This window comes from Spirochaeta isovalerica (genome assembly GCF_014207565.1).
Lineage (GTDB): Bacteria > Spirochaetota > Spirochaetia > DSM-2461 > DSM-2461 > Spirochaeta_F > Spirochaeta_F isovalerica.
Genome location: NZ_JACHGJ010000003.1, coordinates 136,837 through 163,559, shown reverse-complemented (window position 1 = coordinate 163,559; position 26,723 = coordinate 136,837). Strand labels below are relative to the sequence as shown.

Here is a 26,723-nt window from a genome sequence, read left to right as displayed (position 1 = left end):
ATTTTGATAGTACCTTCCAATCAGGAGGGAGATCCTATGCTATTATTGACATTTGTTGCTTTTCTTTCGGGAATCATTACCATACTCTCGCCGTGCATCCTGCCGGTCCTGCCCATAGTGCTGTCAGGTTCTGTCGGAGGAATCAAAAAGCCTCTGGGAATTATAAGCGGGTTTGTGGTCAGCTTCTCGTTTTTCACTCTCTTTCTCACCGCTCTTGTCAGAAGATTCGGTTTTTCCGCTGACACATTGCGCATTGCAGCGGTGGTTCTGATTGTTTTATTCGGAGCTGTTCTTCTCATTCCCCGGCTGAATCAACTGTTTGAGAAAACTGTATCTCTCCTTCAGAAAAGAACGGGAAAAAACAAAAACAGACAGGGTTTTTCAGGCGGTCTGCTGACAGGCTTCAGCCTCGGTTTGATATGGACGCCCTGCGCCGGGCCTTTGATGGCTTCGGTAATCAGCCTTTCCATAACACAGAGCGTAACAGGTTACTCGGTTCTGATAACACTGGCCTACACAATCGGGACATCGCTGCCTATGCTGGCCATTATGTTCGGCGGCCGCAAACTTATTAACAGAGTCCCGGGATTATTAAAGAATAGCGGGAAAATCCAGAGATTTTTCGGAGCTGTGCTCATTTTCACAGGCTTCTCCATTGCCATGGGGTGGGACAGGGACTTCCAGCAGACCGTTCTCGATGTATTTCCGGGTTATGGGGACGGGCTAACCTTTCTCGAACAACTCGATCCTGTACAGAAAGCCCTGGACAATTCACTCAACAGCGATTCAGGACCGGACATTGATGAAGATAAAGCCGTGCCGGCTCCTCCCCTTGTTACGGAGGGACAGTGGTTCAACAGTGAACCTCTGTCGATGGAAAGTCTTGAAGGCAAGGTTGTCATAATCGATTTCTGGACTTACAGCTGCATCAACTGCATCAGAACGATTCCCTATCTCCGGTCCTGGTACGAGACCTATAGGAAAGACGGCCTTGAAATCATCGGCGTTCACTCACCTGAATTCGCCTTTGAAAGGGAACCGGAAAACCTTCGGAAAGCTATTGATGATCTGGGAGTTACATGGCCTGTGGTTCAGGACAACAGCTTCCTCCAGTGGCGTGCCTATAATAACCGTTTCTGGCCGGCCAAATATATAATTGATAAAAACGGGAATATCCGCTACAGCCATTTCGGAGAAGGGGGATATGAAGAGACCGAGGCGGTGATAAGAGAACTGCTCGGTGAAACAGGTAACATTCCCCAGGGGAATGCCGACCTCCCCTCACCCGATGAAAATCTGTCAAAAACACCGGAAACCTATTTGGGATACGGCCGGAGCACAGGCTTTTTGGCCCCAACGGAAGATTACCGGAATATGTACAGAGACTTTAAATCGCAAAAGGTAAAAGAGAGCGGACAGTGGACTCTCGAGGGGAATTGGGCTGTAACGGAAAATTACATAGTCAACGAAGAATCGGGAACCCTGGAACTGTTCTACGATGCCAAAGACGTTTTTCTTGTCGTCGAGCCTGTTGATGAAGATGTGACTCTGACGGTTACGGTCGATGGAGATGTTCCCGCTGACACCGGGGATCTGGTCGACGGGAAAATAAACGTAACCGACAGCCGGCATTATCATCTGGTAGGAATGGGGAAGGGAAACAAACATTTATTGAGAATTGAGATAGACGGAAAAGCCCGTTTATTCGCCTTCACTTTCGGATAAAGAGAGGTAATTTTTATGAAAAAACAGATACGTATTATTTCGACCATACTGCTGGCCGGTGCCGGTTTGATTTCTCTGGCGGCAATGGGCGGTCAGGATGATGCCGGACAGGTCGCCGGTGAAACGCCAAAAATGGAAGGATCCATGCAGATGATGATGGATGCCCACCCGGCGGTCCCCCCGCCCGGATATGAGGGCAAAACTTATATGAAGCCTGCGGAAGATGAACTGCAGAAAAATCTTACGGACCTTCAATTCCGCGTCACCCAGTACGATGATACGGAAAGGGCCTTCAGCAATGAATACTGGGACAATCACGAAGAGGGCATCTACGTCGATATCGTTTCGGGGGAACCGCTTTTCAGCTCTACGGACAAATACGATTCCGGAACAGGCTGGCCCAGTTTTACGAAACCTCTGGAAGAGGGAAATATCATATCCGTGACCGATGACAGCTTCGGTATGATACGGGTTGAGGTGAGAAGCATCTTTGCCGATTCCCATCTGGGACATGTTTTCAACGACGGCCCCCGTCCCACAGGCCTGCGCTACTGCATCAACTCGGCTTCGCTGAGATTCGTTCCGGTTGACCGGCTGAAAGAAGAGGGATACGGGCAGTATCTTTCTCTATTCGAAGGAGAATAACATGAAAAAGAGACTGTTTATATTGATTCTGATAACTTCCGCCCTGATCCCTCTGGCTGCATTCGGACAGAGCGATCCGGGAAAGGAAATGGAAGAGCCCCTGCCCTATATGTCCGGGGGCGCAAAGGAAACAGCCGTTTTTGCAGGCGGCTGTTTCTGGGGAGTTGAAGCCGTTTTCGAAAGCCTGAAAGGGGTGGAAGACGTTCAATCCGGATATTCGGGCGGCCCGGCCCGGCTGGCCAGCTACAGGATGGTGGGAACAGGAACAACCGGCCATGCCGAGTCTGTCATAGTCGAATATGACCCGTCGGTCATTTCCTATGAAAAGCTTCTGGACGTCTTTTTTCTGGTAGCTCATGACCCGACGCAGTTTAACTATCAGGGCCCGGATATCGGGCCGCAGTACAGATCGGCGATTTTCTACAACAGTGAAAGCCAGAAGGAAAAAGCGGAAGACTATATAGAAAAACTGGAAAGGGAAAAAGTGTACGGCCAGCCAATAGCAACAGAAGTGACGGAACTGGAGGCGTTCTATCCCGCGGAGGAATATCATCAGGATTTTATGGCTCTCAACCCCGATCACCCCTATATCGTTTACTGGGATGCACCGAAACTCCGCCACCTGGAGGAGATGTTCCCTAAGCTGCTGAAAAAGTGATGGATTTCGATTTGAAAGAAATGTAATAAGCTCTTAAAATTGAGGAAAGGATCGTTTTATTGAAATACCTGTTTACAATTTGTCTATTCTTCCTTTCCTCAATTCTTTTCGGCCAGATTGCCGTTCAGGTCGTGACAGAGGAATGGGAGCCCTATAATTATATAAGAAACGGAGAGGTTGTTGGAATTTCCACGGAGATAGTGAAAGCGACCCTCGAAGCGGCCGGACTGACTCCCATTTTTACCGTAAATCCCTGGAGTCGTGCCTATTACAAGGCCCTGAACACTCCGGACACACTGATCTACACCATTTATCGCAACGAAGAGCGGGAGAACAAGTTCTTCTGGATCGGCCCGATAAACTCAGCTCCCCGCCATTATTTCTACAAACTCAAATCCCGCGAAGATATCAACCTGAAAGCTATAGAAGATGCCAAAGATTATAAAATTGGCCTTCTCTCCAACAATTACGCCCATCAGAAGCTGATAGAAGAAGGATTTGACGAAGAAAATATCACTTTAAACAGATCAACCGACCTCAGCATTCAGATGCTGCTGGCCGGAAGGATTGACCTTTTTCCCGGAGATCAGATAGCCACCGCCCTTGAACTGAAAAAAATGGATATTCCCGAAGGAACAATCGTTCCGGTGCTGCAGATATTCGAGACAGAAGCTTTGGCGTACATGGCTTTCAATCGCCAGTCCTCTCCTGTTCTTGTGGATCGCATCAGGAATGCTTTCGAGATAGTCAAATCCCGGGGGCTTATCGAAGAGATGACCGCAAAATATAATTCCTTACCCTGAGGACTCCGACAATGGAAACAGCCTGTTCTAACTGTTATACTGCCTCTGTATGAATATAGATATTATCGACACTCTTATGAATATGACGGCTTTTATACTGGCCGGATCTCTTCATGAATGGGCTCATGCTTTTTCCGCCTTTATCATGGGAGACAGGACAGCTTATGACAGCGGACGTATGACATTGAGTCCCGTGGCACACGTGGATTTACTGGGTACGGTTCTGTTTCCTCTCTTCCGGGCTTTCTCCGGGATACCAGTAATCGGGTGGATGAAACCTGTTCCGGTCAATCCGGGTAATTTCCGGCACCAATCGAAAGGAATGGCTCTTTCCGCTGCGGCAGGCCCCCTCAGCAACCTCCTTCAGGCTTCCGCAGCCATCATATTGATCAAGCTTCTTTACATGGCAGCCCGGCTGTTCAATTCCGGTCTTATGGGTTCTCTATACGAGTTTTTCACTCTCTATTACATAATAAATATCTCTCTTTTTCTGTTCAATCTCCTTCCCATACCCCCGCTCGATGGATCGAAGATTCTCCGCCACGGACTTTCTGCGGAAAACCGGATCCGATTTGACAGAATATCCCGTTATGGAGGGATCCTGCTCTACCTACTCCTTTACGCCGGTTTTTTCCGCCTCATATTATCTCCCATGATAGGCCGGGCCTACTCTCTGCTATTTTTGTTTTTGTCTATGAAGTTTTATTTCGCCATAATCCCCTTTCTGGTCATGATGCTGATCACGGCGATAATCTATCTGCCTTATCTGAAGAATGCGGCCACATATTTGCGGTTCAGAAACAGATTCGGAACTGCTGAACAGGCAAGGGAGATATTTGAAGAGCAGGTGGGCAGGACCAGAAGCCGGAACGAATCCCTCAGAAAAACAGCAGTAATGCTGTTGGAAAAGAAAAAGGCAAAAGAACTCAACACTTTGATAGACAGTAAAATAGTCCGGCGGATCGAAAAGGAAATGACGGGCTTTTCAAGACTGTGCGTAAACAGGACGATCGATCCGGAAGAAGACAGGTGCCTGGAATGCACCTATTTTGCAAACTGTCTTATGAGAGAACTGGAGCTATCTCCGGTAAGTGAAAAGGAATAATCATGGTATATGTAAAATCTAATGACGAAATAAAAATAATGAGGGAATGCGGAACCCTTCTGGCAGAAATGTATGAATATCTGGAGCCCTATGTACAACCGGGCATGACCGGTCTGGAACTGGATAAAATAGCCGAAGACTTTATTGTCAAAAACAAAGCCGTGCCGGAACAGAAGGGCTATCATGGCTATCCGGCGACTCTCTGCATTTCCACGAACGAGCAGGTTATACACGGTATCCCGTCAAAAAAGAAACTGGAAGAGGGAGACATAGTAGGCCTGGACTGCACTATCAGCATCAAAGGACTGATGACAGACTCTGCCCGGACTTTCGCTGTCGGGAAAATCGATAAAAAAAAGCAGAAACTGATGGAGAGAACGGAAAAATCTCTCTATATAGGCATAGATGCCGTAAAAGCAGGCGGAAGAGTCAATGACATCGGGCGGGCTGTCGAAAACTATATAAACCAGTTCGGCTACGGTATTGTCCGCGATTTCTGCGGACACGGCGTCGGTTACGAAATCCATGAAGAACCGACGGTTCTCAACTACTATTCCACGAGGTACAGGAACCGGCTAAAGGAAAATATGGTTATCACTGTTGAGCCGATGATAAACATGGGAACCTATGAAGTCAATGTTCTGGGTGACGGATGGACTGTGGAGACAGCAGATAAAAAGCCTTCCTGCCATTTCGAACACACTGTTGCTGTTACGTCCGAAGGTTACGAAATTCTCACAGTCAAGTGAGGGAATCGGCAATGGCATCCAGTGTTTTCACTGTGGTGTGCCAGCTGTCGTCATCGATCGCCGAACGAATCCCGGAAACCCATTGTTTTGCCGTTTCCTCAACTTTTTCCCTTACAGCTGCCCCCTCTTCAGTAAGAGTGATGTTCCAGGCCCTTCTGTCTATTTCCGAAGGCCTTTTTTCCAGATAACCCGATGATTCCAACGCTTTTACCGCTCTGGTAACATTCGCATTATCCACGGCCATCCTTCGCGCCAGCTCATCGAGGATAAGAATTTCTCCCGGCAGAATGGATAAAAGATAAGCCTGCTGTCCCGGTCCGATTCCAAAAGGTTTCAGTTCACGTTGAAAATAGGCGGTAGCAGCGCGGCTGAGTATGGAAAGGGAACGGCCGAAACTATCATCTAAAACCCTCATAGAGCCTTCCCGGAAAGAACCGAGATGTTCCGTTTAATAAAATCATCCAGCTGAACCGGAGCCCTCCCCAGAAGCAGTCGGGAGTCATCTGTCGTAACATCCCCTTTTCCAGTCTTTACAACTGTATATAGAGCCAGCATGACGAGTGTCATTCCCGGAGTTCTCCCCGTTCTCAAATGATGAAATATAAAGCGAAGCGGACCGGGATTGATGAAACGGATTTCCCGCCCCAGCCCCCTGCTCAAATGCCCGGCGATTTCTCTATGGCTGAAACTCCGGGAACCTGTAAGGGTATAAGCCCGGGGCGATAAATCGCTATGGGTAAGAAGCCCGGCAGCTATCTCTCCGATATCTTCCGTATCAATAAAATTCGTCCTACCTTCACCGGAAGGAACATAAACCACATTATCGTCACGGATCTCTTCCAGATGAGTTGTCGTTAGATTCTGCATAAAAAAGGAAGGGCGTAGAAAAACATAGGGAAGTTCGAGAGTACGGCAGTATTTTTCAATTTTATTGTGAGGTATCAACTTATTATTTTCCGCGCCCTGCACAGAAAGTAAAACTATCTGCTCGATCTTCCTCTCTTTCAGAAAACGGAGGAATGGAAGCATATCCCTCTTGATATTTGAAATATGAGGGGGCCGCATGAGAAAGACACGGGACACGCCGTCAAGAGTGCTGTTCCAGGTAGTTCTGTCTGTAAAACTGAATTCGGCTCTCCCTTTCGGAGCCACGACAGAACAACCCTTTTTTTCAAGATATTTGACTACATACGATCCGACATTTCCGCCGGCTCCGGTTACCAGTATTTTCATTCGATCTCCACATATTTGCGCACGCAAATAAAGCTAATCCCTTTTTCACATTCTTTCAAGTATCTTTATCTCTTTTCTCCCTTTTACCGCATGTGCCAGCAAAGAAAAAACACCCCGAGATTCGGGGTGTTTCCTTCCATTGAGTGAAATCCTGTTATTTTCTGGCGTTGGCAAGAGCCTCGTTTACCAGTTCATAGAAAGGATCGAGACCGATTGTTGCACCGGAAACGGCATCAGGCATATTGATATCCTGAGTTGCCAGAAAGTTATTCTCAATAGCGGCAGCCTGTTCAAACCAGGGAGCGGAAGCTCCTCCGTTCTCTACCATACCGTATTCGCCATCCATTGATCTCTGAGCTTTATTGGTACCGCCGTCTTCAGCGAGAGCATCGAGATTGATAGCTACAATGTAGCCACTGATGACTGTTATATCGGCAAAGTATTTGTACCCGTGATCAAAAGCAGGCTGTTCCGCATGGTAAACACCATCTTTATAGGGACCGTAACCGACAGGGCCGGCTGCAAGAGCTTCTTCTGCGAGAGAGAAAAACTCAATGACATGAATCGAAGCGCCGGAGAAAGAATCGGTATGTCCATCCTCGTCAACATAGTTAACAGAAGCAGGATCCTGTGTTTTCAGGAGATACACTTCAGCAGCGGCGGCCTGCTCAAACCAGGGAGCACTGGCTCCGCCTTTTTCGACCATTCCATATTCGCCGTCTTTTGACACGGAAACCTTGTCTTTTCCAGCGTTGATATTCGCGCCGTTCCAGACAGCCTTGACGATCTTGCCGTCTTTGACTTCCAATGTAACATTGTATTTCCAACCGGAACCGCTGAACTCATCTTCCTGTGCGAAATAAACACCGTCTTTGTAAGAAGGCATTTCAGCTACAGCTTTTGTTTCAGCAGCAGGTTTTTCTTCTTTGCTGCAGGAGAAAAGAAGAACGGAAAAAACCAGAAGCACCAAAGTAATCTTTTTCATAAAAACCCCTTAAATAAAAATTGCATTAAAAAGCTTAATATCCACAACCCGGATATAATTATAAACACTTTGATAGAATTGACAAAGGTCTCCTTCTTATCCTGTTTACCGGCGAATTCCCTGATTAAAGAAATATTGGGAATAAGAGAGAGCAGAACAAGAAGAGAAGTCTGAGGAAGAATCCCCAAAGCTACAGCTGCCAGGATAACCAGATAAGACAGACCGTAGAGAATTATCCAGAGATATACGCTGGCTTTGTTCCCCAGGTATTGAGGAAGTGTATAACGTCCTTTTTCAATATCGCTCTTCACATCACAAATATTATTGGCCAGCATGATATTCGCGATCATAAATACAAGAGGGAGAGAGACAATAAAAACCGGTAGTAATTCCAGAAGATCGATCCGGGCGGACAACACACCGCTTTTCAAAGAAAAAACGATAAAACCGGCATCAAAAACCTGAATATACAGGGAAATGAAGAAAATGACGAACCCCATTAGTCCACCGGAAGCCAGCTCGCCGAAAGGCGTACCGGATATAGGCACGGGACCGAAGGAGTAAAGGACGGCTATTCCCATGCTTACAATCCCGACTGCCAGTATAAAATTATCCGTTCTGCAGACCAGCAGCAATCCGGCTGCTGCGGAAACAGCCAGCAAGGCCGAAATGACACCGACGGCTGTTCCTCTCGGGATATCCCGGCTTTCTACAGGATTAAAATCCTCCCCTTTTTTGAAACCTTCATAATGATTTATAGCTGTTGTAGCCATATCGAGCGTAATGAGGCTCACAAAAAAAATGAGAGTATTTTCCCAGTGAAATTCCCTGTATCTGTAATAGGCGAAAAGCAACCCGACCGCAAGAGGGATAACACTGGCCACTTTTGTCCTGATCTCAACAAAATCGAAAAAAGATTTCAGATTCACCCGGACTGCCTCTTAATGTATCCGATCGAAGAAACGCGGTAGTAATTCCAGAAGCATAGACCGGGCGGGAGTTTCAGGAAGCCCTTGAATCATCTTTTCGGTTTTATTTCTGTAACGGACTACGAGATCCTTCGTAAACTCGATGGATCCCCCTTCCCGGATAAGGTGAATGACCTCATCGACATCATCATCGGATAAACCATCGGCCAGCAGAGTCCTGACTCGTGCGCCATGATCTCCCATAAGGGCATGTATGACAGGCAATCCGTAGTAGCCTCTTATAAGATCGACTTGCAGCTCTTTACCGACGACGGCATCATCTCCTGTATAATCGAGAAGGTCATCCTGAAGCTGAAAAGCCAGTCCGAGCCTGTAACCGATATGCCCGAGCTTTTTCACGACAGCCTCATCGGCATCGCACATGTATGCCCCGGCGCTCAATCCCATGGAAAAAAGCGCGGCCGTTTTACCCGATACTATTTTCAGGTATTCCATGGGAGTAATATCGAGATTGAACCTGTTGGAGTACTGGCGCATTTCCCCTGTGCAGATACGGGAAACGGCTTTTGCCAGAGTCACTCCGAGCTCGCGGGGAATATCCAGCTCAGCGAGGATCAGAAAAGACCGGCTAAGCAGGAAATCCCCCATATAGACGGCATAATCCTTGGAATATTTCGACTGGATCGACTGGATGCCCCTGCGCATCTCCGATTCATCGATTATATCATCATGAATCAGAGTCGCCACATGGAGTGTCTCGATAGCCGCAGCCAGATTAATAATTTCACTTCTGTCCTTTTTCCGTCCGGCCTCGCTGCCTATTATAAGGAGCAGAGGCCTAAGCAGCTTCCCTCCGGAACTGAAGAGATAATCGACGGAACTTTTCATATATTCGTTCCCCTCTTTCAGGTTGTCGACTATCTTCCCTTCAACTTCAGAGAGAAGGCTTTGTATTTCAGGACTGTCTAAATGCACCATCAGTCCCTTCTTTTACGTATAGAGATACCATTTTTTTACGAAGGGGATCTTCACCCACTGCTTCTTGAGCCAGGGAAGTACATAATAATCCATTCCGAATGTGGAGCCGCTTCCTCCGATCATCGCGATGCCTCCGAAAATATACCAGAGCATCTCGAAAGGAGCCATGCCGGAGGACCAGATCATCAGGCCCATGGCAATGGAAACAAGAGAAGCAAGCATGGTAAACAGACCGCCGAGCAGACAGAGACCAACAACGATTTCAGCGATAACCATTCCCGTCTGGAAGACGACAGCCATATAGGTGAACTCTCCCGAGGGGAAGTAGAACATCAGGTTCATAAACCAGTCGACGATCGATGTGATGAATTCGGGAACCGGCAGCGCCTCTCCCCATGTCGCGGCCTCTTCAGCGACAGAAGCGCTGGACGTGGCGACTTTCGATGCGATCAGGAAAATATCGTAGGGATTCTCCATTACGCGGAGCAGCTTCTCCCATCCTTCATAAATCCACATACCACCGAGAAATATTCTTAAGGGAACCAGGAAAAAGTTAGGAGATCTTTTGGCGAAGTAACCGCCGACAAAACTTCTTCTCTCTTCCACATGGAAGAACTCATGCTGCATATATGTCCAGAGCTTGTTGAAACCCGCGACCTGAACGAAATAAATAAAATTGATAAAATGTTTGATAAACATGGCGATGAAACCGGAGAAAACCATATTGGTTTTGCCCATATTGATCTGGGCGACACCGTAACGGCCACCGATTGAAACCATGGCTCCATGGAATTTCGGTTTGTATTCCGATTTTTTCTTATTGTGCAGACTGGCATATATATTTTTTGCAACCGTATCGGCAGAATGCTCGGCATTTTCCACCATCTGGGGTACCGGCTTGTCATGTCCTTCGGGTATGTAGAAGATATTGTCTCCGACGACATAAACATCTTCCATATCTTTGGCGTGGAGATACTTGTCCGTTTCGATCTGGTGGCGCTTTGTCTTGGCGACATTATCTCCGAGATTTTCGACGATTTCCGATCCTTCGACTCCGGCCGTCCAGATAACAGTATCACAATCGATTTTGCCGGCCCCTGTAATATCGATGTGGTGCTCGCCCACATTATCGATACCGGACTTGAGCATGATTTCGACGTTCATTTTCTGAAGTCTTTTAACGGTCTTCTTCTTCAGCTTGTCATCAAAAGCGGGAAGAACTTCAGGGAGAAGGTCGGCAATGATTATGCGGACTTCCTTCTCTTTAATGGAAAACTCACGGCAGAGCTCTGCTCTCCACTCGGCCAGCTCACCGGCCATTTCGATTCCTGTAAAACCGCACCCGATTACAACGAAAGTGAGAAGTCTTTTTCTTTTGAAAGGATCGGTTTCGACACTGGCTTTTCCGAAGACTTCAAGCATGTGATGTCTGATTCTCAGGGCATCTTCATAGGACCACAGGTTGAAAGCATTATCTTTGGCTCCCTGACAGCAGTAGAAAGCCGGTTTTGAACCGGTTCCCAATACCAGATAGTCATAGGTTGTACATGTGTTGTTACCGTTGACAACTTTCTTTTCGAAATCGATATTGTGAACTGTATCGAGAACGACATCTATATTTCTTCTGGAGAAAATCGTTTCGAAATCAATACGGATTCCATCTTCGGGGATACGACCGGCCGCAACTTCATGGAGCTCAGTCAGCATCGTATGATAAGGTTTTTTATCAATCAGAGTGATTTTGACATTTTTATCTTTCTTTGTCTTATTGATCAGTTTCTTAGCCGTGAGAACACCGCCGTAACCGCCTCCAAGAACAACAATGTGTTTTTTCTTTTCCATTTTCGCACCTCTTATGCATGGTCAATTAAATCTGTTTTCACAATTCTTCTATACAGGTAGTATAATCTATATAATTTTATTCATCTAGTATTTACATCAGGATGGTGAACATTAATTTAGCGGAAGTCCTTTTTTAAGTTATTATCAGCAGCTGGCTTTTCAGATCATAAAAAGAGATTATCCCCTACTTGAGAAAACCCCTTTCGAAGCGACAGCAATGAAATACGTCAATTATGAACACAATTCAGCTTCGTTGCGATTTCTCTTAACAGACAGGTCCTTGACCGCTTCACTCTTAATGATCTCCGGTAAAAATGATATGATAAAATTATTCAACTCTTCCGGAGGTCTATTGTGAAATTCGCCGTTCTGCTCGAAAACAGCCTGGATAATCTATCAAAGCAGAGAGAAAGCCTGAAAACCGATCACGGTCTGTCTCTCTATATCGAATGGAAAGGGAGACGAATACTTTTTGATACCGGTCCCGATTCCTCCTTTGCTATGAATGCAGAAAAAATGGGGATAGATCTAAGCCTCATTGATATGGCTTTTCTCTCCCACGGACACAGTGATCACAGCGGCGGCCTTGAAGAGTTTTTCAGACAGAACTCAAAAGCCCCGCTCTATCTGCACAGAGAAGCCCTGATTCCCCACTACTCCCGCAAAGCTGATGGAAGGATTGTCCCGATCGGCGTTGATCCGGTCCTTTTGAAAAGATATGAAAACCGTGTGAGATTTATCGATGAAAATCAGGAGATTCTCCCGGGACTGGATGTTTTTGAAAATATACCGGAAAACTTCCCCCGCCCCATGACAAATCATAACCTCTTTATGAAAAAAAACGGACAAATGGGTCCTGACGATTTCCGCCACGAAATTGTACTGTCTCTTGAAGAGAACGCCGGCATTTACATCATAACCGGCTGTTCCCATACAGGTGTAGTGAATATGGTCAATCTGGTTAAACAAAAAAAACCGGAGTTACCGGTACAGGCCGTCCTGGGAGGGTTTCACATATACAGCCGGGGAGGCAAAGCCGCAGTAACAAACGACTATCTCAAAAGCCTGACTGATGCTTTGAAAGCACTTGATACTGACTTTTATACAGGGCACTGCACAGGAGAGGATAACTTCAGAAAAATAGAGACGAGCCTGCCGGGGAAACTATACAGAATGAATACAGGTTGCTCTAAAGTATTATAAATATGGAAGACCGCCTTCAGAGGCGGTCTTCATTAATCAGCTTGTAGCTTCTTTTTTCGCTTTTTTAAGTTTGCGCTTCTCCTTCAGCGAGTGCTGGGCTTCTTTTCTTGACTCATGGCTGCGTTTATCTTTTTTTCCTTTATCACTCATACAGATTACCTCCTGCATATTCTTGATTTATCCGGAAAAGATTTACAAATATTAATATAATACATTTTTATTTTTTCAGCTAATGATTATTCAATTCTTATTGAATTTTCCACGAGATCGGGTAGAGTTGAAAAATGGAAATCAAATCTGTTCGTTTTTTGGAAAAAGAAGTCCCTCACCTTATATTCGGATCTCTGACTATGGCACCGCTGCAGAGAAATATGCCCCCTGAAGAAGGGGGCGATATCATTGCCTATGCACTGAAAAAAGGCATCCGCTGGATTGATACGGCACAAATGTACGGATCCTATCCCCATGTACTCAGAGGTATATCCCAATCGGGAATAGATAGAAAAGAACTGGTCATATCAACAAAATCAGCCGTAAAAAGCTACGCTGAGATGAATAGGGCTATCGATGAAGCCATGGAAGAGATGAAGCTTGACTACATCGATCTGTTTCTGCTTCACGCCGTCCGGTCTCTGGAAGATTTCGGAGAGAGAGAAGAAGCTCTGACCGCTTTGCTTGAAGCAAAGGAACAGGGGCGGATCGGAGCCGTCGGGCTTTCCTCTCATTCCACAAAAAGCGCATTGGTTCTCGCTGAAGACAGCAGAATCGACTGGTATCATCTGATGTTTAATATCCGGGGTACGGGATTGACCGATGGGACTCTGGATGAACAGATTCAGGCTATCGAGAAAATCAAAAATCGCGGCGCCGGATTTTACGTGATGAAACCCCTTGGGGGCGGATATCTGAAATCCACGGCGGAAGATGCCCTCAAATGGGTAAAAGACCACAGACTGGTCGATGCCGTGGCTCTCGGCATGATGTCGCGGGAAGAAGTCGATATGAATATCGATGTGTTCTCGAACCGCCCCGTTAGTGAAGAAATAAAAAACAGGCTGGGAACTGTAGAAAAAAAGCTCTTCGTATTCGAGGCCCTCTGTATCGGCTGCGGGAAATGCGGGGAAACCTGCGAACAGTCAGCCATTAAAGTAAATGCAGATAAAATAGCTGAAGTGGATAAAGAGAAATGTATTCTCTGCGGTTATTGCGTTCCGGTCTGCCCTAAATTCGCCTTGAGAATAATATAATCGATTTTTCCCTTGATTCGGCAGGAAGGGCATCATAAACTGAAAACTTATTATTTTAAAAATAAAGGAGTTTTCCATGGCTGCTTCAACGAATGTGGAAAGGATACGACAGTACTACAACAATGATGTTCAGCGGGAATGGGACCGTCACGAAAGGCACCGATTCGAATTCCCCGTTACCATGCACTTTCTGGAGCGATTTCTCAAACCGGGCAGCCGTATTCTCGATATAGGCGGCGGTCCGGGTCGGTATACTCTGGCTCTCGCCGAGGCGGGTCATAATGTCACGTTATTCGATCTGGCAGAAGCCAATATCGCCATGGCTAAAGAGAAAGCGGATCAGATGAATCTGGCAGTGGAAAATTTCATACAAGGCGATGCGAGAGACCTTTCTTCTCTCGATGGAGAACTGTTCGATGCGATTCTGATTATGGGTCCCTTTTACCACCTCAGCCAAAAAGGAGACCGGGAGAAAGTGATCGATCAGACGCTGAAGCTCTTGAAACCTCAGGGGATTCTTGCAGGCGCATTTATTTCCCATTATGCGCCTATATATGATAATTTGAGGAACTACCCCCACACAATAAAGGAACAGAGCGAAAACCTACTCGGCTTCCTCAAAGAAGGAACTCATATACTGAGTGAAAATGAGCCCGGTTTCATCGATGCCTACTTTGCCGACCCAGATGAAATCGTACCTTTTTTCTCTTCCTTCGGTCTGAAAGAATTAGCCTTTTTCGGTGCGGAGAGTCTTATAAGCCAGAGCGAGATGAAACTTATCGATCTGGGAGAAGAGCTTCTGGCAGAATGGATAGGTTTCGCCTGTCGGACCGCAGAGACGAAAGGGGCCATTTACGGAACGGATCACCTTGTCTATGTGGGTCGCAAGGCTTAGGGAGAAAATACCATGGGAAAGATTTTCGCAATCGGCGGAGGAGAAATACGGTTCGGGGAAACACGTGAAATAGACCGGAAGATTGTGGAAGCTTCGGGAAAAAAGAACCCGAAACTCCTGTTCATACCTACGGCAAGCCGGGAAGCTGAAGCTTATATTAAAACTGTCGATGAGTATTTCGGAGGCGAACTGGGCTGCAGGGTCGAGACTCTCTTTCTGATAAACAGACCCGTGGATACCCATGCCGTCAGATCTGAAATACTGGACAGCGATATCATTTATGTCGGAGGGGGCAACACCCGCTTCATGATGGAAACATGGCGGAAGCATGCTGTGGATAAAGCCCTGCGGGAAGCATACGATAAGGGAATCATCCTTTCGGGACTCAGTGCCGGATCGATCTGCTGGTTCGATTGCGGTCAGAGCGATTCCGATTTCGCCATAGACGTTCCGGAAGGCCGGTACAGTTGCGTGGACGGGTTGGGTTTCATTCCCCTGCTCCATGCTCCCCATCATAATGAAGACCACAGGGCTGTGGACTTGCCCCTTCTGGTCAGGGAAAAAGAGCGGACGGCACTGGCGCTGAGCAACTTCTGCGCTTTGGAGATCAGCGATGATAAATGCAGATTTCACAAATCATCTGAAGAGGCTTACGCTCTGAAACTTGAAGTCATAGACGGATTGATTCAGGAAACGTCTCTGCCATTGGATGGAACTTTCAGAAATCTGTCTACTCTTTTTAAATCAGAATCAGAGGTAGAATGAAAGAACAGCTTTACATAACCGACCTGGATCAGACCCTTCTTCAGCCCGATGGCACTCTCTCTCCTTTTGCCACAAGGAATCTCAACAATATGATAGCAAAAGGTATCAATTTCACGGTTGCCTCGGCGAGATCCGTTGTATCTCAGCAGATTATCCTCAATAAACTTGAGTTAAAGCTTCCCGTTATCGAATTCAACGGCTCTTTCATTTCGGATCTTAAAACGGGAACCCATCAGGTGATAAACCAACTGAGCCCATCGGATCTTCTGGCAGCGGCTGATCTGTTCGATTCGAAAGGACTCCATTACTTCCTCTCCACTTTTGACGGACACCAGGACAGGCTCTATTACAGCCGAACCGACAATGAAGGAGAACAATGGTATGTTCTAGACAGAGAAAAAGCGGGAGACCGCCGGTTGACAGAGACTGTTGACAGGAGAAATCACTTCAATGAGATGATAGTCTGCCTCACTGTAATTAACAGGATCGAAGAGCTGGAGCCCATAGCCCTGATTCTGGAGAAAACCGGAGAATCGGTTGAAATCCATATACAGGAAAACCAGTATACTCCCGGTTGGTACTGGCTGACAGTCCATTCATCAAAAGCGACCAAAGACCAGGCTATCAGAACGCTGGCACTATCTGTAGGTATGGAAAATTATGCCATTACCGCCTTCGGCGACAATACCAATGATTTGAAAATGCTGAAGGCGGCGGATTGCGGAGTTGCTGTTGAAAACGCGCTTCCGCCTGTGAAAGCGGCAGCCGATAAAATAATAGGGCATCATAGAAATGACAGTGTGGTCCGGTATATTGCCGAAAAAAACGGCATTGAACTTCTATAAACCAAAAGAACAGGATTGAACAATGATTGAAATAAGGCCTTACGAATTAACAGATCTACCCTATCTCTATGAAATTTGCTGGAAAACGGCGCTGAACGGCAACTCAGTAGAAGGTGTAATTGATGATAAATACAAAGTCGGCCATTATTTTGCTGCGCCTTATGTCTATTTCGACAGAGATTGCTGTTTCGTTGTAACCAGGGATAACATTCCCGCCGGATATATTGTGGGAACAGCAGACACGGTTGGTTATACGAAATGGCTCAACAGCGAATGGCTGCCGAAAGTGCGAAGGCTCTACGATATCCCATCAGAATCGTCCGAACCTTTTCAGCAGTTTATCAACGACTGCATTAAAAATGATACACTGGTGGATAAATCCCTCAGCGAATATCCGGGGCACCTTCATATCGATCTGCTGCCGGAACTTCAGGGCAAAGGACTCGGGCGGAAGCTTATGGAAATGTTTTTCAACAGCTGCCGCAGGAAAGGGACGGAAGGAGTCCATCTGGGCGTATCGAAACAGAACCCCGGTGCTGTTGCCTTTTACAGAAAAATGGGAATGTTCGTCATCTCCGAAAGCGAAGGTGCTTATATGATGGGTATTCTTCTTCTCTGAGAAGACATAGTTTAAAGACTACTGATTCGCTCCGGGGAATCAGACCCGGTGTAAATCAATTGACAATATAATAATGTAGGGTTATTTTGCAATCAGCCTGCTCCTTTGATGATTTTCCAAAGCTGCCCCATCAGTTAAATCCCGAATGAGCAGGCTCTTTGAATTCCCTGCCCTTACAGAAATGTTTATCCGCGCAATGAGATGAGGAGATATGAATGCAGTACCGTCAATTAGGAAAAATCGATTTCAAAGTATCAGCACTCGGATTCGGAGCCATGAGACTCCCCTCTATGAAAAACCCTCTCGATCCGCGGGTTGATGAAAAAGAAGCGATCCGCATGATCAGGCACGCCATTGACAGCGGAGTCAATTATATTGATACGGCCTGGCCCTACCATCTGGGCGCCAGCGAAAAGATTCTGGGGAAAGCTCTACTGGACGGATACCGGGAAAAGGTTTTTCTCGTTACCAAATTGCCTATGTTTCTCGTCAATAAACAAGAGGATTTCGGGAAGTATTTCCATGCCCAGCTGGAGAAACTTCAGACGGATTATGTCGACTGCTATCTCTTTCACGCTTTGAATGAGAAGAATTTCAATAAAGTGAAAGATTTCGAACTAATAAAAGAGATGGAAAAAGAACGGGATGCAGGAAGGATCAGAAATATAGGTTTCTCCTTCCATGATACGCTGCCCGTATTCAAGAAAATAATCGACTTTTACGATTGGGATCTGACCCAGATCCAATACAACTACCTGGACACGACTGTCCAGGCCGGAGAAGAAGGGCTGAAATACGCCGCGGAAAAAGGCATGGCTGTCACCATTATGGAACCGCTGAAGGGGGGAATGCTCGCCAAGCCGCCCAAAGAAGCGAGGAAGCTGCTTGAAGCGAGTTCCGTTAAGCGAACACCAGTCGACTGGGCGCTCCAGTATCTGTGGAACCTGCCGGAAGTTTCGGTCGTTCTCAGCGGCATGAGTACTGGGGAACAGCTGGAGCAGAACCTGGAAAGCGCGGAAAAATCGGGAATCGGGAAACTGACTGAAGAAGAAAATGGAACCATAAACTCCATTATCTCCATCTATCGGGAAAAAATACTCGTGCCCTGTACAGCCTGCCAGTACTGCATGCCCTGTCCCGCCGGCGTGAATATCCCGGAAAACTTTGCTCTGGCCAATTCTGCCAATATGAAGCCGGAAACGCTCTGGGACAGGATAATGCTCTTTAATACCAAACGGAAGTACAGGAAACTGGCTTCCAACAAAGTGAAAGTCAATAAAACAGTTCCCGACGGCAATGCTTCGCTCTGCATCGAGTGTGGGAAATGTCTGTCACACTGTCCCCAGACAATTGCCATCCCCGATGAACTGAAGAAGGTGCATCAGTTTTTGAGATACGGAAGAAACGAATTCTGATAAAGCATTTTTTTACCAATTAACTCAGTAATGACATAATTCTGACAAGATTTGATTCTAAATTGACAATGAGGAGGTTTCCAGTTATGAACCGGCTTATTGAAAAGGATCAGACGGCGGACTTTCAACTTGAATCAGTTCTGGAGGACCTGGCCAGTAGACAGATTGACGCCGAAACGGCTAAAGCGATGATTGCCCGGATTGTCGCCAATAAAGGGAATTATGGTAGTAACGATAACAATAATTGCAATTATGATAGCAATGTGGGTCATGACGATCATGCAATTGATTGACAGGACCGGGGGAGAAAAGAAAAACTCCATTCCTTTTGATGACATGATATAAATAACGATTCTTTACAAAAGATAGGTGGATTGATTATTCTGGAAATATAGAATGAAAAGATATTTTATAATACTGGCGGCACTCTCCTTACAACTCCACTCATTGTTTTCCTCTGGAATAATGGAAAGGAAAGAATTTCAGTCCGAGCTATCCGTTCAGTATCCGCAGATAATCGATTCTCTTGAAGCCGGAGAATTGACAGTAGCCCAGGCAAAAAAACAGCTCAGGGAACTGAGGGAAGCCCATAACATATCCTATAATGACGAGTCGGGAATCATTGACTCATTTATCGACCAGCTGGGCGACGGGGAGATTTCCCGGGAAAACGCGCTGCTCTATTTTTCCTACCTGCGGGATAAAAGAATACCGGATCTGAGAATTCAAGAGGGAAACAGTTCCGTACTGGAGTACCAGAAAGAACTGCTCGATACCTATAAAAAGGTGTTGATGGAACTGACCATGGATACAATCTCCGTGGAAGAGGCAATTCTCAAAATGGAGAGCTACCAGAGATCATCAGGTTTTTTAAGAAACAGAATGTTTGTTAATCTGCAGAATCTCCTGGTTGCCTACCAGACCGGATCTCTCTCCAGTTCCCAGCTTCGAAGCCGATACAACAGAACCAGAGACGAATGGGAAAACTCGCTCAGCGATTCTAAGAAGAGATCCTCTTCTTCATCTGGTGGAAGTCATGATCCCGATGAATCGGACGACACCGATGAACCGGACGATCCCGATGAACCGGACGATCCCGATGAACCGGACGATCCCGATGAACCGGACGATCCCGATGAACCGGACGATCCCGATGAGCCGGATGATCCCGATGAGCCGGATGATCCCGATGAGCCGGATGAAAGCTGATGGACAGGAACAGCAGAATCCTGATTATCGAGGATGAAAAGAAGATAGCCCAATGGATCAAAATATATCTTGAGAAAGCCGGTTTTCAAACATCGACTGCTTATGACGGCAGAGACGGTCTGGAAATGGCCAGAAACACGAAACCCGATCTGATTCTTCTCGACTTGATGATTCCGGGAATAAGAGGAGAGGAAGTCTGCAGCAGAATCAGGCAGAGACATGATATCCCCATAATCATCCTCACCGCCAAAAATACCAAGCGGGACCTTCTGAACGGTCTCGACATAGGTGCTGACGATTATATAACCAAACCTTTTGATCCTGAGGAGCTGATCGGCAGAATAAAGGCCCTTCTGCGCAGGAGCCGTAAAGAGACAGCCAGAATACTGCAGTGCGGGCCTTTGGAATACAACAGAGATGAAGGGGTGTTCTCGGTTAATGGAGAATTAATCGAATTAAGTCAGGCCCAGCTCTCCATAATGCTCGTATTTATGGAGAATCCCAATGTTATTCTCAGCCGCTCAAGATTGATCGAATTAGCATTCCAATCCCGATTTTCCGGATATGAGAGAGCTATTGATAACCATATAAAAAGAATCAGACATCTTATAAACAGACAGGACTTCAACCCAATTAAAACGGTTTACGGCGGTGGATACAAACTGGAATGCTAAAAAGAAAGATCAGTCTTTTCCTGAATATTTCAACTTCTTTCGCCTTTATAATTGTCATGTCTTTTTTTCTCAGCATAGGGATTGAGCATTTCAATACAACGAGGCGGCTTCCCATACTCCTTACAGAAGTGCAATCGGCCAATATGGCAAACATTCTCAGCCTTCTCTACTCCAGACAGGGGAACTGGAACAATCTTGCATCCACCGTAAGAGATCTGACATCCACTATGCCTGATAATAAAGAAGGACATGCATTCAGAGTTATCGTTGAAGACAGCACTGGAAAAAAACTTTACAACAGCTTTACCGAGCTGTTTGACAGCCGCGATACTGTTCTCATAGAAGGGAAATCGGAAAACCTGACAGATTATGTCACCAATTTGACAATAGGGCGGATCGTACTGTATGTCGATGAAAAATACCTTGAAACAAAAACAACCGACTATTTGCTGTCCGCATTAAAAGAGCAGTTTATCCTTACGCTCGGAGCCATTCTGATTGCTTTGATCCCTGCCGCGGTCTTATCAAACAGGCTCTCACGTCCCTTAACCAGACTCTCAAGGGCATCCGGGGAAATCCGATCAGGTAACAATATACAGATAACAGAAACCTATAAAACAGCAGAATTGGCGGCTCTTACCGAATCCTTCAACCAGATGTCCCAGACTTTGAAAAAACAGAAAGAATTGCGGCAAAGACTGATCGGAGACCTGTCCCATGAAATCAATACACCTCTCAATATTATTGATCTCGACGCTAGAGGCATCCAGAACGGACTTATTGATAAAGACGAAGGGCTTGAAAGCATAAGAGCTGAAATTGACAAATTATCAGGTCTGATCAAGGATCTGGACTGGCTGGCGGAAACAGATGCCGGTGAAATAAGTCTTGAAATACAGACTGTCGATCTCCCGGGGATTATCAAAAAAGAAACGGAAAGATGGCAATTTAATGCCGACCGGCTTAATATAGCACTGATTTTCCAGAATGAGCTGGATGGCGAAACAATCATTCAGGGCGACGGGATAAGGATCCGGCAGGTTATCTCGAATCTATTGGAGAACTGTCTGAAATATGCCCCGGAATCTGAAGAAATTGTCATCCGTCTTTTCAGAACAAAAAAACAGATTTCGATATCTGTAACCGATCAGGGACCGGGAATTCCTGCCGGTGAGATTGATGAGATCTTTGAGCGTCTATACCGCCTCGATGATTCCCGAAACAGGGGTACAGGCGGCAGAGGCCTCGGGTTATCAATTGCCAGATCTATTATGGAAATGCATAAGGGTCGTCTCACGGTGGAATCTCCTGCCGGAAAAGGGAGCACCTTCATCTTGACATTTCCTATGATTGACACCGGAAAATAAAAAAATCATTTTTTTTTACAATGGCATATTTCTGGCAAATTTCGAAAATATATTGTGTTCCATAAGCAAGACAGAAAAGTCTTTGGAGGACAAATATGAAAATCAAATCCATTAACTTAACAACATCTATTATTCTGATTATGGCATTATCCGTTTTAATTCTGGCCGCTTCTTGTGACAACAGCCCCAGCAGCCCAAGCAGCCCTACATTGACCACCTTTTCAATTCAGGCTACAAAACCGGGAGAAGCTGTTTCCGGATCATCATCGGTCAGCTCATCCATCAGCAGGGTCGCCGGAAGCCCGTCGGTTTCCATAACCGTTACAAACAAAGACGGATCCGATGGCGGCACCCTGACCTTAACAAAAGCCTATATGGCAGTAAAAGAGATTGAAATTGAGCTCGAAGGCGAGGATGATGAGGAAAGCGAATACTCGGGAACCTATCTGGTCGATCTGATGAACAGTACCGTGACCCCCGATTTCCCCGCCATTGACCTCCCCGATGGAGAGTACGATGAAGTCCAGATGAAAATCGATCGGCTGACAGGGACAGAGACTGACGACAGCAGTAATGCCCTGGCCGTTGACGGAGATCCCATGTTCGGCAGATCGCTCTACCTTGAAGGCACATATTCCCCACTGGTCGGAGCGGATCAGCCTTTCGTCCTGGCTTACACTTCCGAAGAGGAAATACAATTGAAAGATTCCGATTCGGTTAATTCATTCGCCATCTCCGGGCTGTCAGAACTGATCGTTGCCTTCCGGATGGATAGATGGTTCGATTTCAGCAATCCAGAAACGGAAAAGAATATCGATTTAACCGCTATCGCCGGAGACATTAATCTTCTTGAGGACAATGGATCGCTGTCAGTCGATGAATTGGACCTGATGAAAGTCATTGAAAAAAATATCGAGGAATCAGCCGACTTCGGTGTCGATTCCGATGATGACGGCATCCTGGAGGAAGATGAAGACGACGACTGATCTATAAGAATTAAAACTGATGTACAGGCCCCTTAATCCGGGAAGTCCAACCTGCCATGGACAACCGGATTAAGGGGCCTTTTTATTCGGGTGATGAAATCGATAAAATTATTCTACTTTATGACAGGAAAAACCGAATATTGAAGAATCAGAACTATATGATTGAAGACATCGCTCTTTCCGAACTGACAAATTACATAATATCTATCAGCAATGAAAACGGTCACTGGCAAATATCCCGGGACAGGATTCTGGAACTCCTCGATCTGGACATGACAGATGTCTACAGGCAGATAGTTTCCAGTACGAATCCCCTGGTCAGCTTCAGCATTTCTCAATTTACGCACAATGATGCGGGAGCTCTCATAAGCCTGTTGGAAACGATTGGTCTGGATAAAGCTCCCGAAGCATTCTGGAATGCCGGTTTGTGGATACCCTTTGCCGTGCAGACAGATCTCCAGTCTTTTCTGATAGAACAGATTTGGGAAGAGAGAAACAATCATCTGATCGAATATGAGTCCTTCCTCTCTATTTTTGACAGATTCGGCAATTTCCACAGGTCCATCGATATATATCTGGAAGAGTACTTTCCTCATGGCCCTATAACAGATAGAGCTATCGGGAAACTGCTGACTTCCATCAACGTTGACCCGGGGGAAAACAGGATAAGACTACTCCGGTCGCTGGCCTATGAACTCTTCCGCCGGGAAATTATCCCATACAGAAACCTCTTTTCCCGATTCATCCCGGAACTGAAGAATTACCTCATATCAAAAGGAAGAATCGAACCGCCGGCCAGACCCCGTTCTCCGGTCAGCGAGGAGGAAAAGATTGCGAGGCGCCTCTTCGCCTACTCTCCCGATCAGCCCATCATTTTAAAGGATCTGAAAGACCGCTACAAAAACCTGATGAAAAAATATCATCCGGACATCAATCCCGAAGGTCTGGAAAAATCCAAGGAGATAAATAGAGCCTATTGCCAATTACTGCCGGGAAAATAAGTGCACCAAAAAGCCGGCAGCTACGGAACCGGAGCCTCCCCTGTTCCGGAAATCCCCAAGGGGAGTTATACTTGTAAATAGAACGATTTGAGGAGCATTACCTTATGAAGTGGAACAACCAAAGCAGAATTTCCTTCGGAGGAGATTACAATCCCGAACAGTGGCCCGAGGAATACTGGTTCCGCGATATGGAAATGCTCAAGGAGCTGAAGGCCGATACTCTGACAATCAATGTTTTTTCCTGGTCTAAAATCCAGCCGGCTGAAAACAGCTGGAATTTCGATGAGCTGGACCGGATATTCGATCTGGCGGAAGAAAACGGCATGCGGATCAACCTGGCGACGCCGACCGCAGCCCAGCCCCCCTGGATGGCCAAATTCTACCCGGAAATGCAGCCTGTGGATAAATACGGCCGCAGGCGGAATTACGGAGCCAGGACCCAGTTCTGCCCGAACAACAGGGATTACCGTCGCCTGTCCGCTTCTATAGCCGGAAAATTGGCTGAGCGTTACGGCAAACGGAAATCCCTCGCCCTCTGGCATATCAATAATGAATACGGAACCTACTGTTATTGCGAAACCTGCCGCCAGGAGTTTATAAGCTGGCTGAAAGAGAAATACAAATCCCTGGAAAATCTCAATGACAAATGGTACACGGCGTTCTGGGGTCATACCTATCACGACTGGGATGAGATTCAGACAGTTTCCGCTCTTTCCGAACTGCTGCCGGGCCGGCTGGGGGATCGGGACGGCACGACGTTTCAGGCCATGACCATTGATTACCACCGCTTCATGTCGGCCAGCATAAACAGCTGCCTGAAAAACGAAGCCGATGTTATACGGGGTATTACGCCGGACATTCCCATAACCACAAATATCTGGGGGATAACACCCTGGATCGATCTTTTCGAACAGGGAGAGATTATCGATGTGGCATCCTGGGACAGCTATCCCTCCAATACGGAACACTGGTCCGGTTCCTCTTTCCGCCACGATATCGTCCGGTCCATCAAAAAAGGGGAAAACTTCATTATTATGGAGCAGACTCCAAGCCAGCAGAACTGGCAGGATTTCAACGCCCAGAAGAGACCCGGAGTTATGCGTCTTCTCAGTTATCAGACGGTGGCCCACGGATCGGAAGGCCTGCTGTTTTTCCAGGTCCGCCAGGGGCGGGGCGCCTGTGAGAAATACCACGCGGCACTGATTCCCCACGCGGACCGTCTCGATACGCGCATGGGACGGGAACTGAAGGAACTGGGAGGGGAACTGGAGAAACTGGGTGACACTCTTCTGGGAGCCCGGGTGAAGACAGATGCGGCTCTGGTTATGAACTGGGACAACTGGTGGTCGGTAAACTATTCGAGCGGCCCCTCCATCGACCTGAATTACTTTGATATTCTCCTGGAATACTACCGGGTTCTGAACAGCCTGAATATTTCCGTGGATATCGTCCGTCCCGGCGATGATCTGCAGGGCTATAAAATGGTTGTCGCGCCGCTTTTGAATATGGTCAGGATGAGCGAGAAAGAAAACCTGGAAAGCTATGTGGCTGCCGGCGGATACCTTATCACCACCTATTTCAGCGGTATAGTCGACGAAAACGACCAGGTTTATATGGGAGGCTACCCCGGTGCCCTGAGAAATCTCACAGGAATATGGGTAGAGGAGGTAGACGCCCTCTATCGGGACCAGACCAATCAGATAGAGACAGGCGGAGAGAAATACGATTGCGGTCTTATTTGCGAAGTCATCCACCTGGAAGGAGCTGAAGCCATAGCCTGTTTCCGGGAGGATTACTATGCCGGTATGCCGGCGGTTACAGAGAACAGCTTTGGAAAAGGTAAAGTTCTCTATCTGGGAACGCAGCCCGACAGGGAGTACCTGAAATATATTCTGGATGATTACGGAGCCGCTGCGGGGATCGACAGAATTGTTGAACCTCAGGATGACCTGGAAGTAACAGTCCGCGTTAAAGAAGGGAAGCAATATCTCTTCCTTCTGAATCACTCCGATAAACTGAAAAAAGTTGATCCCCGGGGTTCCTGGACTAATATTCTAACGGGAGAGAAACTGCAGGGAGACCTCTCCATCGCCGGAAAGGATGTTCTCATACTGGAAAGCTGATCGGTTTTTTCCGAAAACCACCGGAAATCATGAGGCTAAAGGTTCATAATCTGATACCGGTTTTCCAGAAGATCGAAATATAACAGTTTATTTCTGAGTCTCTCCCCTTTCCCGAGAAGGGATTTGAGAACCTCGGCCGCCTGGAAACCGGCTACGACTGCGGGAGAGAATGAGGGATTTCCCGCTGTTCCGTCAACGATTGTATCTACCCCTTCGGGATAGATTATATCAAACAGCCTGTCTCCCGGTTCGATAAGGGAAACCTGACCGTACCAGCCGCTGATAGCCCCGTGAACCAGAGGGATGTTCTTTTTTTCCGCCCCGGACTGCAGAGCCAGCCTTCCCGGAATATTGTCAAGAGCATCGACAGCCAGGTCATATCCGTCGAGAATCTCCAGGACATTAACCCTGTCTATTTTTGTTTTCCGGGAAATGACTGTGATGTCACTGTTAATGGCGGCGCATCTTCGATAAGCCGCTTCCGCCTTGGACGAACCCAACAATTTTTCTTCCGAGAGAAGCTGCCGGTTCAAATTGGTCACATCGAAAATGTCGGGATCAACAGCTCCGATAGTACCCACGCCGGCTCTGGCCAGCAGCTCGATAACATAACCGCCCAGTCCCCCGCAGCCCGCGACCAGAACCTTTTTCCCCTTAAGAACCTTCTGTTCTGACTCAGATATTGTGGAACCGTTCCTTTTATATCTCTCAACAAGCATTAG

Annotated in this window: 26 protein-coding genes and 1 pseudogene; 20 read left to right on the top strand and 7 right to left on the bottom strand. The window is 46.7% G+C overall.

The window, feature by feature from the left end; genetic code table 11:
• Positions 1–36 precede the first annotated feature (36 nt).
• The 6 genes and pseudogenes from HNR50_RS10340 (at position 37) to map (ending at position 5,685) form a co-directional block, all read left to right on the top strand.
• Positions 37–1,725, top strand: coding sequence for a cytochrome c biogenesis protein DipZ (locus HNR50_RS10340; protein ID WP_184746645.1), 1,689 nt, complete (start codon positions 37–39; stop codon positions 1,723–1,725).
• Positions 1,726–1,740: 15 nt separating this feature from the next.
• Positions 1,741–2,370, top strand: a complete 630-nt coding sequence (msrB, locus tag HNR50_RS10335; RefSeq protein ID WP_184746643.1) for a peptide-methionine (R)-S-oxide reductase MsrB — start codon at positions 1,741–1,743, stop codon at positions 2,368–2,370.
• A 130-nt stretch (positions 2,371–2,500) separates the two neighbouring features.
• Positions 2,501–3,028: pseudogene (gene msrA / locus HNR50_RS10330) on the top strand (peptide-methionine (S)-S-oxide reductase MsrA); the annotation flags it as partial.
• A 59-nt stretch (positions 3,029–3,087) separates the two neighbouring features.
• Positions 3,088–3,831 (top strand): substrate-binding periplasmic protein, encoded by a 744-nt coding sequence (locus HNR50_RS10325; RefSeq protein WP_184746633.1) that lies wholly within the window; start codon positions 3,088–3,090, stop codon positions 3,829–3,831.
• Positions 3,832–3,880: 49 nt separating this feature from the next.
• Positions 3,881–4,936 carry a site-2 protease family protein gene (locus HNR50_RS10320; RefSeq protein ID WP_184746632.1) on the top strand — a complete coding sequence of 352 codons (1,056 nt, stop codon included), beginning with the start codon at positions 3,881–3,883 and terminating at the stop codon, positions 4,934–4,936.
• A gap of 2 nt (positions 4,937–4,938) precedes the next feature.
• The gene (map, locus tag HNR50_RS10315) at positions 4,939–5,685 is read left to right on the top strand and encodes a type I methionyl aminopeptidase (protein ID WP_184746630.1); all 747 of its coding nucleotides are present in this window, start codon (positions 4,939–4,941) and stop codon (positions 5,683–5,685) included.
• Here map and HNR50_RS10310 read toward each other — a convergent pair.
• The 6 genes from HNR50_RS10310 to HNR50_RS10285 form a co-directional block, all read right to left on the bottom strand.
• Positions 5,678–6,100, bottom strand: a complete 423-nt coding sequence (locus tag HNR50_RS10310) for a MarR family winged helix-turn-helix transcriptional regulator (RefSeq protein WP_184746628.1) — start codon at positions 6,098–6,100, stop codon at positions 5,678–5,680. The two genes, map and HNR50_RS10310, sit on opposite strands and share 8 nt — an antisense overlap.
• Complete coding sequence (locus tag HNR50_RS10305; protein WP_184746626.1) at positions 6,097–6,918, bottom strand: NmrA family NAD(P)-binding protein; 822 nt, start codon at positions 6,916–6,918, stop codon at positions 6,097–6,099. Before HNR50_RS10305 ends, HNR50_RS10310 begins: the two co-directional genes overlap by 4 nt.
• A 154-nt stretch (positions 6,919–7,072) precedes the next feature.
• Positions 7,073–7,903, bottom strand: a complete 831-nt coding sequence (locus HNR50_RS10300; protein ID WP_184746624.1) for an FMN-binding protein — start codon at positions 7,901–7,903, stop codon at positions 7,073–7,075.
• The gene (locus tag HNR50_RS10295) at positions 7,900–8,832 is read right to left on the bottom strand and encodes a UbiA family prenyltransferase (protein WP_184746623.1); all 933 of its coding nucleotides are present in this window, start codon (positions 8,830–8,832) and stop codon (positions 7,900–7,902) included. Before HNR50_RS10295 ends, HNR50_RS10300 begins: the two co-directional genes overlap by 4 nt.
• Positions 8,833–8,844: 12 nt before the next feature.
• Positions 8,845–9,810 (bottom strand): polyprenyl synthetase family protein, encoded by a 966-nt coding sequence (locus HNR50_RS10290; RefSeq protein WP_184746621.1) that lies wholly within the window; start codon positions 9,808–9,810, stop codon positions 8,845–8,847.
• A gap of 12 nt (positions 9,811–9,822) precedes the next feature.
• Positions 9,823–11,652 carry an FAD-dependent oxidoreductase gene (locus tag HNR50_RS10285; protein ID WP_184746619.1) on the bottom strand — a complete coding sequence of 610 codons (1,830 nt, stop codon included), beginning with the start codon at positions 11,650–11,652 and terminating at the stop codon, positions 9,823–9,825.
• A 354-nt stretch (positions 11,653–12,006) separates the two neighbouring features.
• Here HNR50_RS10285 and HNR50_RS10280 point away from each other — a divergent pair, with 354 nt between their 5' ends.
• The 14 genes from HNR50_RS10280 to HNR50_RS10215 all read left to right on the top strand — a co-directional run bounded on the left by HNR50_RS10280 (position 12,007) and on the right by HNR50_RS10215 (position 26,001).
• Complete coding sequence (locus HNR50_RS10280; RefSeq protein ID WP_184746617.1) at positions 12,007–12,855, top strand: MBL fold metallo-hydrolase; 849 nt, start codon at positions 12,007–12,009, stop codon at positions 12,853–12,855.
• A gap of 284 nt (positions 12,856–13,139) precedes the next feature.
• Positions 13,140–14,102, top strand: a complete 963-nt coding sequence (locus HNR50_RS10275; RefSeq protein ID WP_184746615.1) for an aldo/keto reductase — start codon at positions 13,140–13,142, stop codon at positions 14,100–14,102.
• Positions 14,103–14,178: 76 nt separating this feature from the next.
• A complete protein-coding gene (locus HNR50_RS10270; protein ID WP_184746613.1) occupies positions 14,179–14,997 on the top strand; it encodes a class I SAM-dependent methyltransferase in 819 nt (272 codons plus the stop codon).
• 12 nt (positions 14,998–15,009) lie between these two features.
• Positions 15,010–15,762 carry a Type 1 glutamine amidotransferase-like domain-containing protein gene (locus tag HNR50_RS10265; protein WP_184746611.1) on the top strand — a complete coding sequence of 251 codons (753 nt, stop codon included), beginning with the start codon at positions 15,010–15,012 and terminating at the stop codon, positions 15,760–15,762.
• Complete coding sequence (locus HNR50_RS10260; protein WP_184746609.1) at positions 15,759–16,607, top strand: HAD-IIB family hydrolase; 849 nt, start codon at positions 15,759–15,761, stop codon at positions 16,605–16,607. Before HNR50_RS10265 ends, HNR50_RS10260 begins: the two co-directional genes overlap by 4 nt.
• Positions 16,608–16,629: 22 nt before the next feature.
• Positions 16,630–17,226, top strand: coding sequence for a GNAT family N-acetyltransferase (locus tag HNR50_RS10255; protein WP_184746608.1), 597 nt, complete (start codon positions 16,630–16,632; stop codon positions 17,224–17,226).
• Between the two features lie 215 nt (positions 17,227–17,441).
• Entirely contained in the window at positions 17,442–18,641 is a 1,200-nt protein-coding gene (locus HNR50_RS10250; protein ID WP_184746606.1) for an aldo/keto reductase, read from the top strand.
• Between the two features lie 86 nt (positions 18,642–18,727).
• A complete protein-coding gene (locus HNR50_RS10245) occupies positions 18,728–18,934 on the top strand; it encodes a hypothetical protein (protein WP_184746605.1) in 207 nt (68 codons plus the stop codon).
• A 172-nt stretch (positions 18,935–19,106) separates the two neighbouring features.
• Positions 19,107–19,850: a hypothetical protein gene (locus tag HNR50_RS22180; RefSeq protein WP_221439856.1), complete on the top strand. Its 744-nt coding sequence runs from the start codon at positions 19,107–19,109 to the stop codon at positions 19,848–19,850.
• Positions 19,850–20,524 (top strand): response regulator transcription factor, encoded by a 675-nt coding sequence (locus HNR50_RS10235; protein ID WP_184746603.1) that lies wholly within the window; start codon positions 19,850–19,852, stop codon positions 20,522–20,524. Before HNR50_RS22180 ends, HNR50_RS10235 begins: the two co-directional genes overlap by 1 nt.
• Positions 20,518–21,891, top strand: coding sequence for a sensor histidine kinase (locus HNR50_RS10230; protein WP_184746602.1), 1,374 nt, complete (start codon positions 20,518–20,520; stop codon positions 21,889–21,891). The genes HNR50_RS10235 and HNR50_RS10230 overlap by 7 nt, the downstream gene beginning before the upstream one ends.
• Before the next feature lie 95 nt (positions 21,892–21,986).
• Positions 21,987–22,877, top strand: a complete 891-nt coding sequence (locus HNR50_RS10225) for a hypothetical protein (protein ID WP_184746601.1) — start codon at positions 21,987–21,989, stop codon at positions 22,875–22,877.
• A gap of 56 nt (positions 22,878–22,933) precedes the next feature.
• The gene (locus HNR50_RS10220; RefSeq protein WP_184746600.1) at positions 22,934–23,878 is read left to right on the top strand and encodes a J domain-containing protein; all 945 of its coding nucleotides are present in this window, start codon (positions 22,934–22,936) and stop codon (positions 23,876–23,878) included.
• A gap of 104 nt (positions 23,879–23,982) precedes the next feature.
• Positions 23,983–26,001, top strand: coding sequence for a beta-galactosidase (locus HNR50_RS10215; protein ID WP_184746599.1), 2,019 nt, complete (start codon positions 23,983–23,985; stop codon positions 25,999–26,001).
• A 35-nt stretch (positions 26,002–26,036) separates the two neighbouring features.
• On the opposite strand, the gene HNR50_RS10210 is transcribed toward HNR50_RS10215, so the two are convergent.
• Positions 26,037–26,720, bottom strand: coding sequence for a HesA/MoeB/ThiF family protein (locus tag HNR50_RS10210; protein WP_184746597.1), 684 nt, complete (start codon positions 26,718–26,720; stop codon positions 26,037–26,039).
• Between the last annotated feature and the right edge of the window lie 3 nt (positions 26,721–26,723).

Excerpts from the sequence above, each read along its gene's own strand:
- HNR50_RS10250 (WP_184746606.1), top strand. The coding sequence starts at position 17,442 with ATGCAGTACCGTCAATTAGGAAAAATCGATTTCAAAGTATCAGCACTC.
- HNR50_RS10235 (WP_184746603.1), top strand. The coding sequence starts at position 19,850 with ATGGACAGGAACAGCAGAATCCTGATTATCGAGGATGAAAAGAAGATA.
- HNR50_RS10255 (WP_184746608.1), top strand. The coding sequence starts at position 16,630 with ATGATTGAAATAAGGCCTTACGAATTAACAGATCTACCCTATCTCTAT.
- HNR50_RS10320 (WP_184746632.1), top strand. The coding sequence starts at position 3,881 with ATGAATATAGATATTATCGACACTCTTATGAATATGACGGCTTTTATA.
- map (WP_184746630.1), top strand. The coding sequence starts at position 4,939 with ATGGTATATGTAAAATCTAATGACGAAATAAAAATAATGAGGGAATGC.
- HNR50_RS10285 (WP_184746619.1), bottom strand. The coding sequence starts at position 11,652 with ATGGAAAAGAAAAAACACATTGTTGTTCTTGGAGGCGGTTACGGCGGT.
- HNR50_RS10210 (WP_184746597.1), bottom strand. The coding sequence starts at position 26,720 with ATGCTTGTTGAGAGATATAAAAGGAACGGTTCCACAATATCTGAGTCA.
- HNR50_RS10275 (WP_184746615.1), top strand. The coding sequence starts at position 13,140 with ATGGAAATCAAATCTGTTCGTTTTTTGGAAAAAGAAGTCCCTCACCTT.
- HNR50_RS10220 (WP_184746600.1), top strand. The coding sequence starts at position 22,934 with ATGGACAACCGGATTAAGGGGCCTTTTTATTCGGGTGATGAAATCGAT.
- HNR50_RS10265 (WP_184746611.1), top strand. The coding sequence starts at position 15,010 with ATGGGAAAGATTTTCGCAATCGGCGGAGGAGAAATACGGTTCGGGGAA.
- HNR50_RS10215 (WP_184746599.1), top strand. The coding sequence starts at position 23,983 with ATGAAGTGGAACAACCAAAGCAGAATTTCCTTCGGAGGAGATTACAAT.
- msrB (WP_184746643.1), top strand. The coding sequence starts at position 1,741 with ATGAAAAAACAGATACGTATTATTTCGACCATACTGCTGGCCGGTGCC.
- HNR50_RS10290 (WP_184746621.1), bottom strand. The coding sequence starts at position 9,810 with ATGGTGCATTTAGACAGTCCTGAAATACAAAGCCTTCTCTCTGAAGTT.
- HNR50_RS10305 (WP_184746626.1), bottom strand. The coding sequence starts at position 6,918 with ATGAAAATACTGGTAACCGGAGCCGGCGGAAATGTCGGATCGTATGTA.
- HNR50_RS10260 (WP_184746609.1), top strand. The coding sequence starts at position 15,759 with ATGAAAGAACAGCTTTACATAACCGACCTGGATCAGACCCTTCTTCAG.
- HNR50_RS22180 (WP_221439856.1), top strand. The coding sequence starts at position 19,107 with ATGGAAAGGAAAGAATTTCAGTCCGAGCTATCCGTTCAGTATCCGCAG.
- HNR50_RS10225 (WP_184746601.1), top strand. The coding sequence starts at position 21,987 with ATGAAAATCAAATCCATTAACTTAACAACATCTATTATTCTGATTATG.
- HNR50_RS10340 (WP_184746645.1), top strand. The coding sequence starts at position 37 with ATGCTATTATTGACATTTGTTGCTTTTCTTTCGGGAATCATTACCATA.
- HNR50_RS10245 (WP_184746605.1), top strand. The coding sequence starts at position 18,728 with ATGAACCGGCTTATTGAAAAGGATCAGACGGCGGACTTTCAACTTGAA.
- HNR50_RS10270 (WP_184746613.1), top strand. The coding sequence starts at position 14,179 with ATGGCTGCTTCAACGAATGTGGAAAGGATACGACAGTACTACAACAAT.
- HNR50_RS10230 (WP_184746602.1), top strand. The coding sequence starts at position 20,518 with ATGCTAAAAAGAAAGATCAGTCTTTTCCTGAATATTTCAACTTCTTTC.
- HNR50_RS10300 (WP_184746624.1), bottom strand. The coding sequence starts at position 7,903 with ATGAAAAAGATTACTTTGGTGCTTCTGGTTTTTTCCGTTCTTCTTTTC.
- HNR50_RS10310 (WP_184746628.1), bottom strand. The coding sequence starts at position 6,100 with ATGAGGGTTTTAGATGATAGTTTCGGCCGTTCCCTTTCCATACTCAGC.